14 protein-coding genes are annotated in these 15100 nt (G+C 63.1%); 7 read left to right on the top strand and 7 right to left on the bottom strand.

The window, feature by feature from the left end; all coding sequences use genetic code 11:
• Positions 1 to 2 precede the first annotated feature (2 nt).
• The 3 genes from waaF to P9228_RS17380 all read right to left on the bottom strand — a co-directional run bounded on the left by waaF (position 3) and on the right by P9228_RS17380 (position 3802).
• Positions 3 to 1070: a lipopolysaccharide heptosyltransferase II gene (gene waaF, locus P9228_RS17390; protein WP_245459033.1), complete on the bottom strand. Its 1068-nt coding sequence runs from the start codon at positions 1068 to 1070 to the stop codon at positions 3 to 5.
• Between the two features lie 12 nt (positions 1071 to 1082).
• Complete coding sequence (locus tag P9228_RS17385) at positions 1083 to 1859, bottom strand: glycosyltransferase (RefSeq protein WP_245322435.1); 777 nt, start codon at positions 1857 to 1859, stop codon at positions 1083 to 1085.
• A gap of 410 nt (positions 1860 to 2269) precedes the next feature.
• A complete protein-coding gene (locus P9228_RS17380) occupies positions 2270 to 3802 on the bottom strand; it encodes an acyl-CoA carboxylase subunit beta (RefSeq protein ID WP_127403587.1) in 1533 nt (510 codons plus the stop codon).
• A gap of 398 nt (positions 3803 to 4200) precedes the next feature.
• Here P9228_RS17380 and P9228_RS17375 point away from each other — a divergent pair, with 398 nt between their 5' ends.
• A complete protein-coding gene (locus tag P9228_RS17375) occupies positions 4201 to 5649 on the top strand; it encodes a DEAD/DEAH box helicase (RefSeq protein ID WP_127403586.1) in 1449 nt (482 codons plus the stop codon).
• 65 nt (positions 5650 to 5714) lie between these two features.
• On the opposite strand, the gene P9228_RS17370 is transcribed toward P9228_RS17375, so the two are convergent.
• Both P9228_RS17370 and P9228_RS17365 read right to left on the bottom strand, forming a co-directional pair.
• Positions 5715 to 6704, bottom strand: coding sequence for an alpha/beta fold hydrolase (locus P9228_RS17370; RefSeq protein WP_067321419.1), 990 nt, complete (start codon positions 6702 to 6704; stop codon positions 5715 to 5717).
• 163 nt (positions 6705 to 6867) lie between these two features.
• Positions 6868 to 7713 (bottom strand): SDR family oxidoreductase, encoded by an 846-nt coding sequence (locus tag P9228_RS17365; RefSeq protein ID WP_066989643.1) that lies wholly within the window; start codon positions 7711 to 7713, stop codon positions 6868 to 6870.
• Between the two features lie 193 nt (positions 7714 to 7906).
• Here P9228_RS17365 and P9228_RS17360 point away from each other — a divergent pair, with 193 nt between their 5' ends.
• The 5 genes from P9228_RS17360 to P9228_RS17340 all read left to right on the top strand — a co-directional run bounded on the left by P9228_RS17360 (position 7907) and on the right by P9228_RS17340 (position 11985).
• Positions 7907 to 8941: a cysteine synthase A gene (locus P9228_RS17360; RefSeq protein WP_278054526.1), complete on the top strand. Its 1035-nt coding sequence runs from the start codon at positions 7907 to 7909 to the stop codon at positions 8939 to 8941.
• Positions 8941 to 9684: an alanyl-tRNA editing protein gene (locus P9228_RS17355; RefSeq protein ID WP_095825444.1), complete on the top strand. Its 744-nt coding sequence runs from the start codon at positions 8941 to 8943 to the stop codon at positions 9682 to 9684. Before P9228_RS17360 ends, P9228_RS17355 begins: the two co-directional genes overlap by 1 nt.
• 46 nt (positions 9685 to 9730) lie before the next feature.
• Positions 9731 to 10582 (top strand): 3-mercaptopyruvate sulfurtransferase, encoded by an 852-nt coding sequence (gene sseA / locus P9228_RS17350; RefSeq protein ID WP_095825443.1) that lies wholly within the window; start codon positions 9731 to 9733, stop codon positions 10580 to 10582.
• Positions 10583 to 10587: 5 nt separating this feature from the next.
• Complete coding sequence (locus tag P9228_RS17345) at positions 10588 to 11151, top strand: GNAT family N-acetyltransferase (RefSeq protein ID WP_095825466.1); 564 nt, start codon at positions 10588 to 10590, stop codon at positions 11149 to 11151.
• 366 nt (positions 11152 to 11517) lie between these two features.
• Entirely contained in the window at positions 11518 to 11985 is a 468-nt protein-coding gene (locus P9228_RS17340; protein WP_095825442.1) for a DUF1203 domain-containing protein, read from the top strand.
• Between the two features lie 509 nt (positions 11986 to 12494).
• Here P9228_RS17340 and ald read toward each other — a convergent pair.
• A complete protein-coding gene (gene ald, locus P9228_RS17335) occupies positions 12495 to 13610 on the bottom strand; it encodes an alanine dehydrogenase (RefSeq protein WP_067321621.1) in 1116 nt (371 codons plus the stop codon).
• Positions 13611 to 13823: 213 nt separating this feature from the next.
• Between ald and P9228_RS17330 the strand changes: the two genes are divergently transcribed.
• A complete protein-coding gene (locus P9228_RS17330; RefSeq protein ID WP_059188527.1) occupies positions 13824 to 14297 on the top strand; it encodes an Lrp/AsnC family transcriptional regulator in 474 nt (157 codons plus the stop codon).
• 106 nt (positions 14298 to 14403) lie between these two features.
• Here the strand turns inward: P9228_RS17330 and P9228_RS17325 are convergent, their stop codons facing one another.
• Complete coding sequence (locus P9228_RS17325) at positions 14404 to 15063, bottom strand: 5-formyltetrahydrofolate cyclo-ligase (RefSeq protein ID WP_095800688.1); 660 nt, start codon at positions 15061 to 15063, stop codon at positions 14404 to 14406.
• Between the last annotated feature and the right edge of the window lie 37 nt (positions 15064 to 15100).

Below are 15100 nucleotides of genomic sequence, written 5' to 3'. Positions count from 1 at the left end.
GGTCATACCGGTTGGGGTGCGTATTTTCCGACGCTTGCCGCCAGCGCTTCGAGCACACGCTGCTCACTGATACCGCGCGTGTTCAGGACCCAGCTCGGTATCGAGATCGGAGGCTCGATGAAGGTTACCTGCTCGTTCAAGGGTCCATGCACGTAGGATCGGTTCGAGCCGAAGATGAGCACGCTTGGAATGCCCAAGGCGCCGGCTGCATGGGACACACCGCCATCGACACCGAGAAAGACGGTGGAGGCCGCGATCTGGTGCATGGCCTCTGCAATGTCGGGCGTCGAGGTGAAGTCGATCGCCTCAGGCAACAAGGCGCGAATCTGGGCGGCAGCCTGGCGTTCGCGCGGACCGCCGACAAGCCAGACGGACCAACCCCGTTCGATATGCTTTCGTGCGACCGAGACGAAGCGCTCGGGCGGCCATGAGCGCATGTTCTCGAAATCGGAAGTATAGAGGGAAAGCACCGGCCTTGCCGGATCGATGCCGTTGCGCCGGCGCCACTTGGCAACGTCTTCGGACGAAATCGCCAGCCGCGGGGCCGGCAGCTGTTTTTCCTCGGCGGGCTGCTTGCCGAGGAGCGCGATCGCACAGACCTGTTCGACGAGCCTTGTCTTGCGCGGGCCGAAGGCCACGAAGGTTTTCAGCCATCCCGCCGGCAGCCGGTTGACGATGCCGAACTGGAGCTCGCGCGGATATCCAATGCGCTCGGGAATGCCCGCCAGCCACGGCACCAGGGCCGCCTTGGTGCTGCTGGTGAGCAGATAGGCTGCCTGATAATTCTCCTGGCGGAGTTCGCGCGCCAGCCGCACCCGCTCCTTGAGACCGGGGTTCCAATGCCTCTCGACGGTCCAGGCCTTCCGGACATGCGGCATCAAGCGCGCCAGGGGCGCGGCGAGCGGCGAGGTGATGACGTCTATCGGCTGTCCGGGAAACGTCGCTGCTATGATTTGAATTGCCGAATGGCAGCGGATGAAGTCGCCGATTGCCGGCAAGCAGAACACGAGAATGGGGCGCAACGCGCGATACCTTTTCGATCCGACGCAGTCGCCGCGAACGGCGAGCATGCCGGTTCCTTGTCACGGAAGCGCTTCGCCATCAAGGATGCGGGCATAGAGTTCCAGATAGGCCTTCGCGGTTTTCGCGATCGGAAATCTGTCCGCGGCAGATTCACGGCATTTGCGCATGCACAGGTCGGCGACCTCGGCAAGACCTTCAGCAAACTCCTCGTCGCTCTCGAAGAACCGGCCCGTATCCGTGTCCACCGTCTCCGGCAGGGCGCCGCGCGCTGTGGTCAAAACGGGCGTGCCGCACAGCATCGCCTCGACCGGCGCATTGCCGAAAGGCTCTTCCCAGGCGATCGGATTGAGGAAGGCCTTCGATGCGCCCAGCAGGCGCAGCTTGTCGTCGCCGTCGACGACGCCGTTGAAGCGATAGCGGCGGGAAAGACTCTTGAAAAAGACGCCCTCGCGGCGGGTCCGACTTCGGCCGAGCAATTTCCACCGCGAGCCGCCGGCGATATCGAGGGGAAAGTCGAATTTCCTGGCGAGCTCGACTGCCCGGTTCAAGCCCTTTCCGGCGCGTGCGATGGCCGCCATGAAGAGGAGGCGATCGCTCTTCGATTCGGCCAGCCGATAGTCATCCACCGGAAAGCCGTTGTAGACGAAGGTCTTGCGGCCGTGCAGCTGGGCGTGCCGTGCGCTGATGAAGCTCCAGTTCGGTTGCGGCCGCGGATAATCCGGTAAATGGCCCCGCTCGGTGTTGAGGGTCGGGAAGTCAACCTCGACCTTCCACGCATGAAGGTGGACGATTTGGGTGTCCTTGGGGATCGCCGCGCGGCACTCGGCATCGCTCACAGCATGCCGGACTTCGCACAGTGGATGTGACGATCCAGGGCCCGCCACGAGGACGACACGGTGGCCCTGCCTGACCAGTTCAGTGGCCAGCCAGTCGACCTGACGTTCTATCCCGCCGTAGCCTTTGCACGGAACGACGCCCTTTGTTGCAAGGGTTATTAGCATTCATTACCGCCATCACATTGATGTGATTTCAATGTGATTAGAGGTTGCCAGTTGTCAACCTCCGACGACGGATTGCGTAAGCCAGAGTTCCAGCCGCCGGCCGGCTTTCGAGGTTCCACCGATTGAGATGGTCGGCGACTCCCCGTCGCGAGGCCAAGCGGAAGGAGAGGGGCTAAGCAACGAGAATAACGGCGGACCTGCCGAAATGCTTGCCAGCTACAAGGACCAGTCGCGACACCACCGCCTCACAGCGGAATGTTGTCGTGCTTCTTCCAGGGGTTCTGCATATCCTTGTTGCGCAGCATGCGCAGCGCCCGCGCGATCCGGCGGCGCGTCGAATGCGGCATGATCACCTCGTCGATATAGCCGCGTTCGGCCGCTACGAAGGGCGACAGGAACCGATCCTCGTATGCTTTGGTGTGGGCGGCGATCTTCTCCGCGTTGCCGATGTCCTTGCGGTAGATGATCTCGACCGCGCCCCTTGCGCCCATCACCGCGATCTGCGCCGTCGGCCAGGCATAGTTCATGTCGCCGCGCAGGTGCTTCGACGCCATCACGTCATAGGCGCCGCCATAGGCCTTACGGGTGATCACGGTGATCTTCGGCACGGTGGCTTCGGCATAGGCGAACAGCAGTTTTGCGCCATGCTTGATCAGCCCGCCATATTCCTGCGCGGTGCCTGGCAGAAAGCCTGGAACGTCGACCAAGGTAACGATCGGGATCGAGAAGCAGTCGCAGAAGCGCACGAAGCGCGCCGCCTTGCGGCTGGCGTCGGAGTCGAGCACGCCGGCCAGAACCATCGGCTGGTTGGCGACGAAGCCGACGGTTCGCCCCTCCACACGGCCGAAGCCGGTAACGATGTTCCTGGCGAAGCTCGCCTGGATCTCGAAGAAGTCGCCTTCGTCGGCAACCTTCAGGATCAGTTCCTTGATGTCGTAGGGCTTGTTGGCGTTGTCCGGAATCAGCCGGTCGAGCGACATGTCATGGTCCGTCACCGACTGGTAGCATTTGATCTCGGGAATCTCTGCGGTATTGGACGCCGGCAACAGGTCAATCAGCCGGCGCATCTGCAGCAGCGCCTCGACGTCGTTGTCATAGGCGCCGTCGGCGATGGAGGATCGGGTCGTGTGTACCGTGGCGCCGCCGAGGCTTTCGGCCGTCACCGTCTCATTGGTCACCGTCTTCACCACGTCCGGCCCGGTGACGAACATGTAGGAGGTGTCGCGCACCATGAAGATGAAGTCGGTCATGGCCGGCGAATAGACATCGCCGCCGGCGCACGGGCCCATGATTAGCGAAATCTGCGGGATGACGCCGGAGGCGAGCACGTTGCGCTGAAAAATCTCGGCATAGCCGCCGAGCGCGGCCACGCCTTCCTGGATGCGTGCGCCGCCCGCGTCGTAGAGGCCGATGATCGGCGCGCGATTGCGCAGCGCCATCTCCTGCACCTTGACCACCTTCTCGGCATGCGCCTCAGACAGCGAGCCGCCGAAGACGGTGAAATCCTTGGCAAAAAGGTAGACTGGACGGCCGTTGACGGTGCCCCAGCCTGTGACGACGCCGTCGCCCGCGATCTTGGTTTTCTCCATGCCGAAGTCGGTTGAGCGGTGCTCGACATACATGTCGAACTCCTCGAACGAACCCTCGTCGAGGAAGACGTCGATGCGCTCGCGGGCGGTGAGCTTGCCCTTCTTGTGCTGGGCCTCGATCCGTTGCTTGCCGCCGCCCATCCGGGCGATCTCGCGGCGGCGCTCGAGTTCCTTCAGCACGTCCTTCATCGCTGCCCCCACAATAGAAAGGTGGTTTGTGGTAATCGTGAGGGCAGCGCAGCGCAAGCGTCGCTTTTCGATCGGCGTTTTGTTGCGCTGCAACATCCACCCTTGCATTTTGCGGCGGACTCGGCCATATGCGGTCGCATAGGCGCTTGGGCCGAACTTCGGCTTTCTCCACCAATTGAGACTGGTTGCGTCTGTTTTCCCTCTTTCCGGTGGGCCCTCCCGTCGATCGGCAAGCTGGCGAAAGAGCCCCGGGGCATGACGCCTGCGGGCACGACAGCGCAGCCGCGCGGACGCTCCCCGTCCGCCGCCTTGTCGTTTCCTGACAATTTTTCGACGGCAGGTTGCGCTCCTGCCGCCATGATGTTTGCGGCCACAGGGCCGCGTGAAAGAAGACTATTTTGACCAATGAAAATCAGGCGGACCAGAACGGTTTCGCTACTCTTGGAATCACCGGCGCGCTGCTCAAGGCCGCCAATGCCGCGGGCTTCACGGATCCGAAGCCGATCCAGGTGCAGGCGATCCCGCCGCAGCTCGAAGGCCGCGACATATTCGGCATTGCTCAGACCGGTTCGGGCAAGACGGCGGCTTTCGCGCTGCCGATCCTGTCGAAGATCATCGGGCTCGGCACGAAGCGCCGGCCAAAGACGGCGCGCGCGCTGATCCTGGCGCCGACACGCGAGCTAGCGGTACAGATCGAGGACACCATCAAGCTGCTCGCCAAGGGCGCGCACATCTCGACCGCGCTCGTGCTCGGCGGCGTCTCCCGCTACAGCCAGGTGAAGAAGATCGCACCCGGCGTCGATATCCTGATCGCCACGCCCGGCCGGCTGACCGACCTGGTGCGGGAAGGCGACCTCATCCTTGCCGATACCAAATGGCTGGTGCTCGATGAGGGCGACCGCATGCTCGACATGGGCTTCATCAACGACGTCAAGCGCATCGCCAAGGCGACCGCGCCGAACCGCCAGACCGCGCTGTTCTCGGCCACCATGCCGAACGAGATCGCGGAACTCGCCAAGGGCTTGCTGAAGGACGCCGTCCGCATCGAAGTCTCCCCGCAGAGCACGACGGCGGCCGAGATCGTGCAAAGCGTGGTGCTTGCCCGCACCAAGCAGAAGCGCCAAGTGCTGTCCAAGATGCTGGCCGACGAGGCGATGCGCTCGGTCATCGTGTTCTCGCGCACCAAGCATGGCGCCGACCGCGTCACCAAGGACCTTGCCCGCGACGGCTTCGACGCCGCAGTGATCCACGGCAACAAGTCGCAGAACGCGCGTCAGAAGGCGCTCAACGATTTCCGCGTCGGCTCGGTGCGTATTTTGGTGGCGACCGATATCGCCGCGCGCGGCATCGACGTCCCAGGCATCAGCCATGTCGTGAATTTCGACTTGCCGGACGAAGCGGAGAGCTATGTCCACCGTATCGGCCGTACCGGCCGCAACGGCAGGGACGGCATCGCGATCACGCTTTGCGATCCATCGGAGAACGGCAAGCTGCGGCAGGTCGAGCGCATCATCCGCATGAAGCTCCCGGTCATTGCCGATCATCTCGGCAGTCCCGACCCGCAGCGCGATCCGAAGGAAAGGACCGAGCGTCATTTCGAGCCGGCCAATGACCGCGAGCACCATGGCGGCCGTCGTGATGGCAGCCGTCCCGGCAGCGGCAACAACGGCAAGAAGCGCTTCGGCGGCAAGCCCGGTGGCGAGCGCCAATTCGCGCCCAAGCCGCAAGGCGAACGTCCTGCGGGCGCCAAGCCGAATGGCGAGCACAAGCCTGACGGCTTCAAGCGCTTCAAGGGCAACAACAAGCGCCGCTTCGGCGGCAAGCGGCCGGCGAACCGGGCCGCTTAAAGTCCCACCGAGGTTTGATTGAAATCGCATAACGGCCGGAAGCAACGCTCCGGCCGTTTCTCGTCTCACGGACTTGATTGCTGCTGCATCAGCGCCTTCACCCACACCACGATCCGCTCTGTCAGAAAGCCCGTGGTCTGCGGCGATATTGCATCGCCTGCAATGACGTGGTTGTCCGGATCGCCCGTATCGTCGACCGGCACCAGTTCGTGCGGACCGCCCCAGCGGCCGGCGACCTCGCGCGTGCGGTCCGGCCGGACCACCTTGTCGGCATCCGAGAAGATGAACAGGGCAGGGATGGTCGCCTTCTCGACCGGCGCGCGATAGGCGAGCTCGGTGAGCGCAGCCATCGGCAAGGCCGCCGCGATCGGATATTTGGTGGTCCAGAATTTTTCGTGCAGCGCATTGCGCGCCGGAAAACTGCGCTCCCTGCCGCCGACGAGTTCGGCAATCTCTCTGCCCCAAGGCAGTGTAAGGACCTCGGCGCCCGACGCCTTGACGCCGAAATTAGGCGAGATGAATGCGATTGCCGCGACGCCGTCGGAAGCACCAGGCTGGGCTGCAGCCCATGTCGCCAGTGAGGCGCCAGTCGAGGTGGCGATAACGATCACCTTCTCGCCGATCGCGCGCCCGATCGCCAGTGCCTCCTCATAGTCGTTGATCCAGGCATTCACGCTGCCTTCGGCCATGGCCGCGCCGTCCTGCCCGTGGCCGGTCAGGCGGGTGTAGAAGAGATTGGCCTCGATCTCCCCGGCGACGTCGTCCGGCAGCGGCCGGATCTCGCCCTTGGATGCCGAAAACCCGTGGATGTAGACGATCGCAAGCTTGGTCTTGGCGTGAACCAACGGATTCGCCCAGATGATCTCCTTGTCCAACCCGTCACGGATATTGGGTACGGCCGCTTCTTCGCGCGCCAGATAGGCCTGCGGATCGTCGCCGATCGCCGAAGGATCGAAACGGATCGTCGTATCGACCGCCACGCGTGGGCCGAGGTAAAAGCCTGAGAGGAGGATAACGACGAGACCCAGTACCGCAAGCAAGATCCGTCGCCCCATGACCGACTCCAAGCAACAATTCTCAACCTATGGCGGTGCTCACCGAGAGGCAATCTCTCCCGGATCAGCGGATGTCGTGCAAAAGCCTGCGAGGGTTTTGCGAAACGACTTGCATAGAAAGGCATAAAGCGCGTTGCCTGAATGCGTTTCAGCGCGAGGCGCTTTACGCCGCTTTGTCCGTTGGACTTTTTTCGCCCGGCGTCTTGCGGTCGAAATACAACGGCCGTCCCCGCCAGCTGGTGGTCAGCCCGATCACCAGTCGGCCTACGGGTCGCGGCAGCAGGCCCAGCAGCTTCAGCGGCCAGCTTATGTGATAGGGGAAGGTGACTTCGAAGCCTCCCCTCCGGATGCCGCGCGCCATGCGGCGCGATGCCCGGTGAACAGGCATCAGGCCCGGCATCGGCAGCATGTTCTTCTCGGTCAGCGGCGTGTCGACGAAGCCCGGATTCATCACCTGGATGCGGATGTTCATCTTGTCGAAGTCGTATTTCAGCGATTCCGCCAGGATGTTGATTGCCGCCTTGGTGCCGCCATAGGCGGCGGTGGTCGGCCAGCCGGAATAGGCCGTGACCGACCCGACCAGGACGACATGCCCGCGTCCTCGCGTGCGCATATAGTCGACCGCAGGCACCAGTCCGTTGACGATGCCGAAATAATTGACGGCGAAGGAACGATGAAAATCGCGCACCACGAGATGCTCACCGGGGGTGGCGATGTAGTTGCCGGCGTTGAAGACGGCGAGCACGATCGGCCCCATGTCTTTCTCGATCGCCGCGACAGTGCGTGCCATCCCTTCTTCGTCGGTCACATCGCAGGGAAAGGATTTCACGTGGCCGGCCATCTGCGCGGTCTCAACCAGCAGCGTATCGGCTGGATCGCTGGCCAGCGCCGTCACCGCGACGGCATAGCCTTGCCTCGCCAGGTCCTTGGCCAGCGCCCGGCCGAGGCCGCTGCTGCCGCCCGTGATCCAGGCGACACCGTCTTTCGGGTTGGCCCGGTAGAGTGTCATTGAAAGTCCTGCGAATTATCTGGGCTAGTGCTCTAGCGGCGAAGAAATGGGATGAAAAGAGCGCTTTGGATGACATCGTTGAAATGCTCGGGAGCATTGCAGCGTCCCGAATGCGACTGGACCAGGCAAAATCTTGCCTTGAAACCGCGGCTTCCGGTTTTTAGGGTCTCGCCGCACGCATAAAGGAATCCCCATGCCCCGTAATGTGATCGAAGCGATCGGCAACACCCCCCTGATCCGGCTCAACAAGGCTTCGGACGCAACCGGCTGCGAGATCCTGGGCAAGGCCGAATTCATGAATCCGGGACAATCGGTCAAGGACCGTGCAGGCCTCTTCATCATCAGGGACGCCGAACAGCGCGGATTGCTGAGGCCCGGTGGTGTCATCGTCGAAGGGACCGCCGGCAACACCGGCATTGGCCTCACGCTGGTCGCCAAGGCGCTCGGCTACCGGACAGTCATTGTCATCCCCGACACGCAAAGCCAGGAGAAGAAGGACACGATCAAGATCCTGGGAGCCGAGTTGATCGAAGTGCCGGCCGTGCCCTACAAGAACCCGAACAACTATGTGAAGCTTTCGGGGCGGCTCGCCGAGCAGATGGCACGGTCGGAGCCGAACGGCGCGATCTGGGCGAACCAGTTCGACAATGTCGCGAACCGCGACGGCCACATCCGCACGACTGCCGAGGAGATCTGGACCCAAACCGGCGGCAAGGTCGACGGCTTCGTGTCCGCCGTCGGCTCCGGCGGCACGCTCGCCGGCGTTGCGCTCGGGCTCAAGGCCAAGAGCAGGCAAGTCAAGATCGCACTTGCCGATCCGTTGGGTGCTGCGCTCTACAGCTTCTATACCAGCGGTGAGCTTAAAGCTGACGGCAGCTCGATCACCGAAGGCATAGGCCAGGGTCGCATCACCGCCAATCTCGACGGCTTCACGCCGGACTTCTCCTACCAGATACCGGACGAGGAGGCATTGCCGATCATCTTCGATCTGATCCAGGAAGAGGGACTGTGCGTCGGCGGCTCGACGGGCATCAACATCGCCGGCGCCATTCGGTTGGCGCGCGAGCTTGGCCCCGGCCATACCATCGTGACGATCCTCGCCGACTACGGCACGCGCTACCAGTCGAAGCTGTTCAATCCCGAGTTCCTGCGAAGCAAGAACCTGCCGGTCCCTGGCTGGATGGACGAAAAAGCCAACATCCCGGTGCCGTTCGAAAAGGTGGCCTGATGGCGCAGAGAACCGAAGCGCTGTTTCGCGACGACGCCTATCTGAGCACGGCGGAGGCGCAAGTCGTCGCCATCAATGACCGCGGCGGCATCCTTCTCGACCGCACGATCTTCTATGCCACGTCGGGCGGACAGCCAGGCGATACGGGCATGTTGGAGCGCGCCGACGGCAGCCGCATCGCGATCGCCGCCGCCATCACCGGCGAAACCAAGGACGAGATCATCCATGTGCCGGCCCCTGAACAGGCCCTGCCGGCCGTCGGTGAAAAGCTGAAGCTCGCCATCGACTGGCGGCGGCGGCATCTTCTGATGCGTATGCACTCCGCGTGTCATCTGCTCACCGTCGTCTGCCCGTTTCCGATCACCGGGGCAGCAGTCGCCGAGGACGACAGCCGCGTCGATTTCGACATTCCCGATGCCGGCTTCAGCAAGGAGGACGTGACAGCGAGGTTGATGGAGCTTGTGCGGGCCAACCATCCCGTCTTCACGCGGCTGATCACCGACGAGGAACTTTCGGCCAATCCCGGGCTTGTCAAATCGAAGAACGTGCGGCCGCCCGTCGGCACCGGCAGGATTCGCCTGGTCTGCATCGGCGAGAATGCCTCAATCGACAGTCAGCCTTGCGGCGGCACCCATGTGAAGAGCACCGGCGAAATCGGCGAGATCCATATCGGCAAGATCGAAAAGAAGGGCCGCGAGAACCGGCGCTTCCGCATCCGCTTCGGGCCGATGCCGGCGAATTGACGAGCAACACCTACCAAAGTCGCCAGGAGCGGGCAGGAGAGGAAAAATGGCCGAAGACAGCCCATTCATCGTCGACGCGGATTGGCTCGAGAAGCGGTTGGGAACGCCAGGACTGACCATCATTGACGCGTCCTGGTACCTGCCGGCGCAGAAACGCGACGCCCGCGCCGAGTATGACGACGCCCATATCCCCGGTGCTCGCTTCCTCGATCAGGACGCCGTTTCGGACCCGGATTCCAAGCTGCCGCACACATTGGCGTCGCCCCACTATTTCGCGCAATATGTCGGCTCGATGGGTGTTTCGGCCGACGACACGATCGTCATCTATGACGGTCCAGGCTATTTCTCGGCGCCGCGCGCCTGGTGGATGTTCCGCGTCATGGGCGTCTTCCAGGTCTATATCCTGAATGGCGGCTTCGACCGCTGGAAGGCGGAAGGGCGGCCGGTAACGGCGGAGCAGACCCGGATCGCACCTTGCGTCTTTTATGCCGATTTCGATGCAAGCCGGATTGTCAGCCTCGACGAAATGCGCCGGATCGTTGGAAGCGGAGAAAGCCAGATCGCCGATGCGCGCTCACCCGGGCGTTTCGCCGGCACCGATCCCGAACCGCGTCCCGGCGTCCGTTCCGGCCATATGCCGGGCGCTCGCAATGTTCCGGTTGCCGCGCTTGCCGAGAATGGCGAACTGCTACCCAAGGACCGCTTGCGCATGGTCATTGAGGAGGCCGGCATCGATCTTACAAAGCCGGTCGTCACCTCGTGCGGATCTGGCATCACCGCGGCGGCGATCACGTTGGCGCTGGAGACGCTTGGCCATACCGACAACAGGCTGTACGACGGCTCATGGACCGAATGGGGTGGGCTGAGCGACACTCCCGTGGTGACGGGCAAGGAATGACGGCGATGGAAAACGCTGGACCGAAGGATATCGATGTCACGGTCACATTCCTCGAAATGCACGCACCGCCGGCTTCATCTCCCCCGCTGCCCTACAACCGGCAGATCGCCTTGCTGAGGACCAAGGACATTCCGCTGCATTTCTACCGCTACCTGATGGATCGCGTCGGGCGCAAATGGCACTGGGTCAACGTGCTTAGACTGAGCGACGAGGAACTGGCCGCCGGCCTGCATCGTGAGGACCGCGACATCAGCGTGCTCTACCTCGACGGCTCTCCCGCCGGCTTCTTCGACCTCAAGCCGCATCTGCCCGAGGAAGTGGAACTCGCCTATTTCGGTATGATGGAACATGCTCACGGCCAGGGTATCGGCCGCTGGTTCCTGGGAGCGGCCATCTCGGCTGCATGGTCGTATGGGCCGAAGCGCATCACCGTGCAGACCTGCACGCTCGACCACCCGGCGGCGCTGCCGCTTTACCAGAAGCTTGGCTTTACGCCGGTTGCGCAGAAGAAAGAGGTCGTGCATCCGCTGACCTTCGCCGAGCGCTCCGCAAGCGTCATGCGGCCGTAGCTAAGGGGAAGCGCGGCGCAGTCGGCTGCCTCGATGCCGCTTACGCAACCGGCGGCGGCTGGCCCTCGGCAGCCACGTGTCGATGCAAGCCCAGCGGGGCGCCTTGGTCGTCCGGATCGTCGCTGCGGGCCGTATCATGCTCGGATCATCGCCCGACCTCAGCCGGCCGCGCGCCGCACCCTTCTTCTGCGATCATCATGGCGCGGAGCGCGGTCCATGGCGAGTCCGATAAGTCTAGTATCGTGATTTCGGGTTCGTAATTCGATACTGCGCTTCGAGCGACGCACGAAGCGCTTGGCAGGAATCGGGTGGGAGACGCTGTCGGCTCGTCATAGTTTCCGGCCAAGGACACCGGAGAATTTTGCCATGAGCATCCAGTTCAAAGCCCTGCCGACCGAAGCCGTGCGCGCCTTACAGCGGGGAGGGCCCGACGCTTACGGCCACACGCCAGAGCGAAGGATTTCGGACGGCGATGGCGTGCCGTGCCGGCATTGCATGAAGAACGTCGCAACCGGCGATAGCTATCTCATCCTCGCCTACCGGCCGTTCCCGGAGCTTCAGCCTTACGCGGAGACCGGACCGATCTTCCTGCATGCGGACGAATGCCAACGCGCCGCGGAGGCGGATGCACTGCCTGAGATGCTCCAAAGCAGCGACTACATAGTGCGCGGTTATGGCAAGGACGACCGCATCGTCTACGGCAGCGGCGCCGTCGTTCCGACCGGCGATATCGCGGCCCGCGCCGAGACTTTGTTCGAGCGCGACGACATAGCCTACATTCACGTCCGTTCGGCACGGAACAATTGCTACCAGTGCCGCATCGAACGAGCTTGATCGCCGGCAAAAAAATGCCCGCCGGTGGTCTGGCGGGCCGTTGGAAGTCTGTGACAGAAGCCTTCGGCCCGAGCCGCCGGCGGGGCCGGTTTTCACCGGAACCGAGGGCGACCGTAGCCATCAGGTAGCGAAATCTCTCTAGGCAGGTTTCTCGGGTCCCGAATGTGAAGCATTTCACACAAGAGGCACCGGATTCGCTCGCATGGCTGAGCGGCGGCCCGCATGCCCCCGCAAACTGTCGTACTCCCGTCGCATAACCGCGCTAGAAGGGCGGTCGTTGATCGATGGCCGACCGCGGATGGACCGGCGGCACATCGCAACATCGAGGAAGCGGGGCGCTGGCTCCGCTTTTTTGTTGCCCGGACTCTTCCCGCAAAGGACCGGTTGGAAACACGATAAAAAACGCCCGCCGGAAGAACCGGCGGGCGACAGAAGGAAGCTTTTATCGAGGGCAATTCCAGGAAAGGTCTGTAGCAGCGGTACCGTCCGGAATTACGTGACAAATAGTTTCAAGCGGCCAGCACCGCCTTCGGTTCGACCATCTCGTAACCCAGCGCTTCGGCGACGGCACGATTGGTGATCTTGCCCTTGTGGACATTGAGGCCGTTGCGCAGGTGATGGTCGTCGACCAGCGCCTTCAGGCCCTTGTCGGCGAGCTGCAGGCCGTGATGCAGGGTGGCGTTGTTCAGCGCGTGTGCCGAGGTAACCGGAACCGCGCCCGGCATGTTGGCGACGCAGTAGTGGATCACGCCGTCGACCTCATAGGTCGGGTCGGCATGGGTCGTGGCGTGCGAGGTCTCGAAGCAGCCGCCCTGGTCGATGGCGACGTCGACGAGCACCGAGCCCTTCTTCATGCCGGAGAGCATTTCTCGGGTGACCAGCTTGGGTGCGGCAGCGCCCGGGATCAGCACGGCGCCGACGACGATGTCAGCCGAGAAGCACTCGTCTTCGAGCGCCTCGACGGTCGAGTAGCGGGTATGGACACGGCCGCCAAAAATGTCGTCGAGCTGGCGCAGGCGCGGGATCGAGCGGTCGATGATGGTGACGTCGGCGCCGAGGCCGGCAGCCATCTTCGCAGCATGCAGGCCGACGACGCCGCCGCCGAGCACGGTGACCTTGCCGGGCAGCACGCCGGGAACGCCGCCGAGCAGCACGCCGCGGCCGCCATTGGCTTTCTGCAGCGCGGTCGCGCCGGCCTGGATCGACAGGCGGCCGGCGACTTCCGACATCGGTGCGAGCAGGGGAAGACCGCCACGGTCGTCGGTGACCGTCTCATAGGCGATCGCCGTGACGCCCGAAGCGAGCAGGCCCTTGGTCTGCTCCGGATCCGGGGCGAGGTGGAGGTAGGTGTAAAGGATCTGGCCGTCGCGCAGCTGCACCCATTCGTTGGGCTGCGGCTCCTTGACCTTGACGATCATGTCCGACTTGGCGAACACGTCGGCGGCCGTCTTGGCGATCGTGGCGCCGGCGGCGCGATAGGCGTTATCGTCGGCGCCTATTCCGGCGCCGGCGCCAGCCTCGACAAGCACTTCGTGGCCGTGCGCGACATATTCGCGGACAGAGCCGGGCGTCAGACCGACACGGTATTCATGGTTCTTGATTTCCTTGGGGCAGCCGACGCGCATCTTCTTCTCCTGTCCGGCCCTTGAAAGGGCGCTCTCCCTGACATTTCCGGGCATGCCGCCAATCCCAAACCGCCGCGCAGTTTTAGGGCGACATGCATGAGGCGCAGTGAAGCATGAATCGTTCCGCATGTGTTTGCGAATGCACTTGCGGCAGCGTCCGGTCTTCGATAATCGTTGCGCAAAAAGCCGGAATATTCGCAGGAATCTCGAAAAATGCCGCTCGACAGGATCGATATCGCCATTCTGGAGACTTTACAGAAGGATGGCCGGATCCCCAATGCAGCGCTTGCCGAAAAGGTTGGGCTGTCGCAGTCGGCCTGCTCCAGGCGCCTGGACAATCTGGAGAAATCCGGAACCATCCGCGGCTATCACGCGCGACTGTCGAATGCAGCGCTCGGCCATCAGATGACGGCGATCGTGCATATATCGCTGTCGGGGCAGTTCGAGAAGACGCTGTCCGATTTCGAAGCGGCGATCAAACGCTGCCCGAACGTGCTTTCCTGCCATCTGATGTCGGGCGAATACGACTATATCCTGCGTATAGCGGCCAAGGACCTTGCCGACTATGAGCGCATCCACAAGGAATGGCTGTCGGCGATGCCGCATGTGACGAAGATCAACTCGTCCTTCGCCCTGCGCGAGATCGTCGACAGGACGGCGGTGGGGTTGAGGCCCGAAATGGCTTAGCTGAAGTCAGAGCGTTGCATCGTTTCACGGGAACCCCGAACCGCTCATTTCTTTGCTTTGCGCAATTACGGACGGAAAACCGCTACACACTTTTCCTGGAACTGCATTAGGCTCCGGCCGCCTCGGTGACCACCTTGGTCATCGGGATGTCGTGCGGTTGCGGATAGATGGTGGGAATGCGCTGCAATTCGTAGCCGACGCCGATCACCAGCGGCCTGAACGGCATGGCGGCGAGCGTACGATCGTAGAAACCGCCGCCATAGCCCAGCCGGTAGTTGCTGGGATCGATGCCGACTACCGGCGAGATCACGATATCGGGCAGGACAGGATCACCCTCGGCCGGGATCGGGATGTTCCAGACGCCCTTCTCCAGCCGGTCGCCCGGCGCGTAGGCGCGGAACACCAAAGGCTGGCCCTTCTCGATGACGACGGGCAGCGCGGTGCGGCCGCCGCGCGCATTGATCGACGCCATAAAGCCGCGCAGGTCCGGCTCGCCGCGGAACGGCCAGTAGAGGCTGACCATAAGGCCGGCAACCTTGCCGACCAGCATATCGAGGCCCTCGGCAATCCGCTGTGACATTGCCGCGCGTGCATCGGCGGAAACCGCAAGCCGCGCGCCGATCAGCCGCTCACGCTCCGCCTTGCGCCAGCGCCGGACATCGGTCCAGTCGGACAGCGGCATCTGATAGGCCGGGTCGAGCTCATGCATGAAACAAGGCGGCGAAGCGTATTGCGCCGGGCCGTCGTCATCGCGATTGTCAGACATGCTCCACTCCTATCGTTCTGCTCCACGCTATACCCGG

It is taken from the genome of Mesorhizobium sp. WSM4898 (genome assembly GCF_029625845.1).
In the GTDB taxonomy this organism is placed as follows: domain Bacteria; phylum Pseudomonadota; class Alphaproteobacteria; order Rhizobiales; family Rhizobiaceae; genus Mesorhizobium.
This window is presented reverse-complemented; position numbering and strand designations above follow the sequence as displayed.

Bases quoted from the DNA above. Each gene is read 5' to 3' on its own strand.
- P9228_RS17355 (WP_095825444.1), top strand. From the start codon at position 8,941: ATGGCGCAGAGAACCGAAGCGCTGTTTCGCGACGACGCCTATCTGAGC.
- ald (WP_067321621.1), bottom strand. From the start codon at position 13,610: ATGCGCGTCGGCTGCCCCAAGGAAATCAAGAACCATGAATACCGTGTC.
- P9228_RS17380 (WP_127403587.1), bottom strand. From the start codon at position 3,802: ATGAAGGACGTGCTGAAGGAACTCGAGCGCCGCCGCGAGATCGCCCGG.
- P9228_RS17325 (WP_095800688.1), bottom strand. From the start codon at position 15,063: ATGTCTGACAATCGCGATGACGACGGCCCGGCGCAATACGCTTCGCCG.
- P9228_RS17330 (WP_059188527.1), top strand. From the start codon at position 13,824: ATGCCGCTCGACAGGATCGATATCGCCATTCTGGAGACTTTACAGAAG.
- P9228_RS17365 (WP_066989643.1), bottom strand. From the start codon at position 7,713: ATGACACTCTACCGGGCCAACCCGAAAGACGGTGTCGCCTGGATCACG.
- P9228_RS17345 (WP_095825466.1), top strand. From the start codon at position 10,588: ATGGAAAACGCTGGACCGAAGGATATCGATGTCACGGTCACATTCCTC.
- P9228_RS17340 (WP_095825442.1), top strand. From the start codon at position 11,518: ATGAGCATCCAGTTCAAAGCCCTGCCGACCGAAGCCGTGCGCGCCTTA.
- sseA (WP_095825443.1), top strand. From the start codon at position 9,731: ATGGCCGAAGACAGCCCATTCATCGTCGACGCGGATTGGCTCGAGAAG.
- P9228_RS17360 (WP_278054526.1), top strand. From the start codon at position 7,907: ATGCCCCGTAATGTGATCGAAGCGATCGGCAACACCCCCCTGATCCGG.
- P9228_RS17370 (WP_067321419.1), bottom strand. From the start codon at position 6,704: ATGGGGCGACGGATCTTGCTTGCGGTACTGGGTCTCGTCGTTATCCTC.
- waaF (WP_245459033.1), bottom strand. From the start codon at position 1,070: ATGCTCGCCGTTCGCGGCGACTGCGTCGGATCGAAAAGGTATCGCGCG.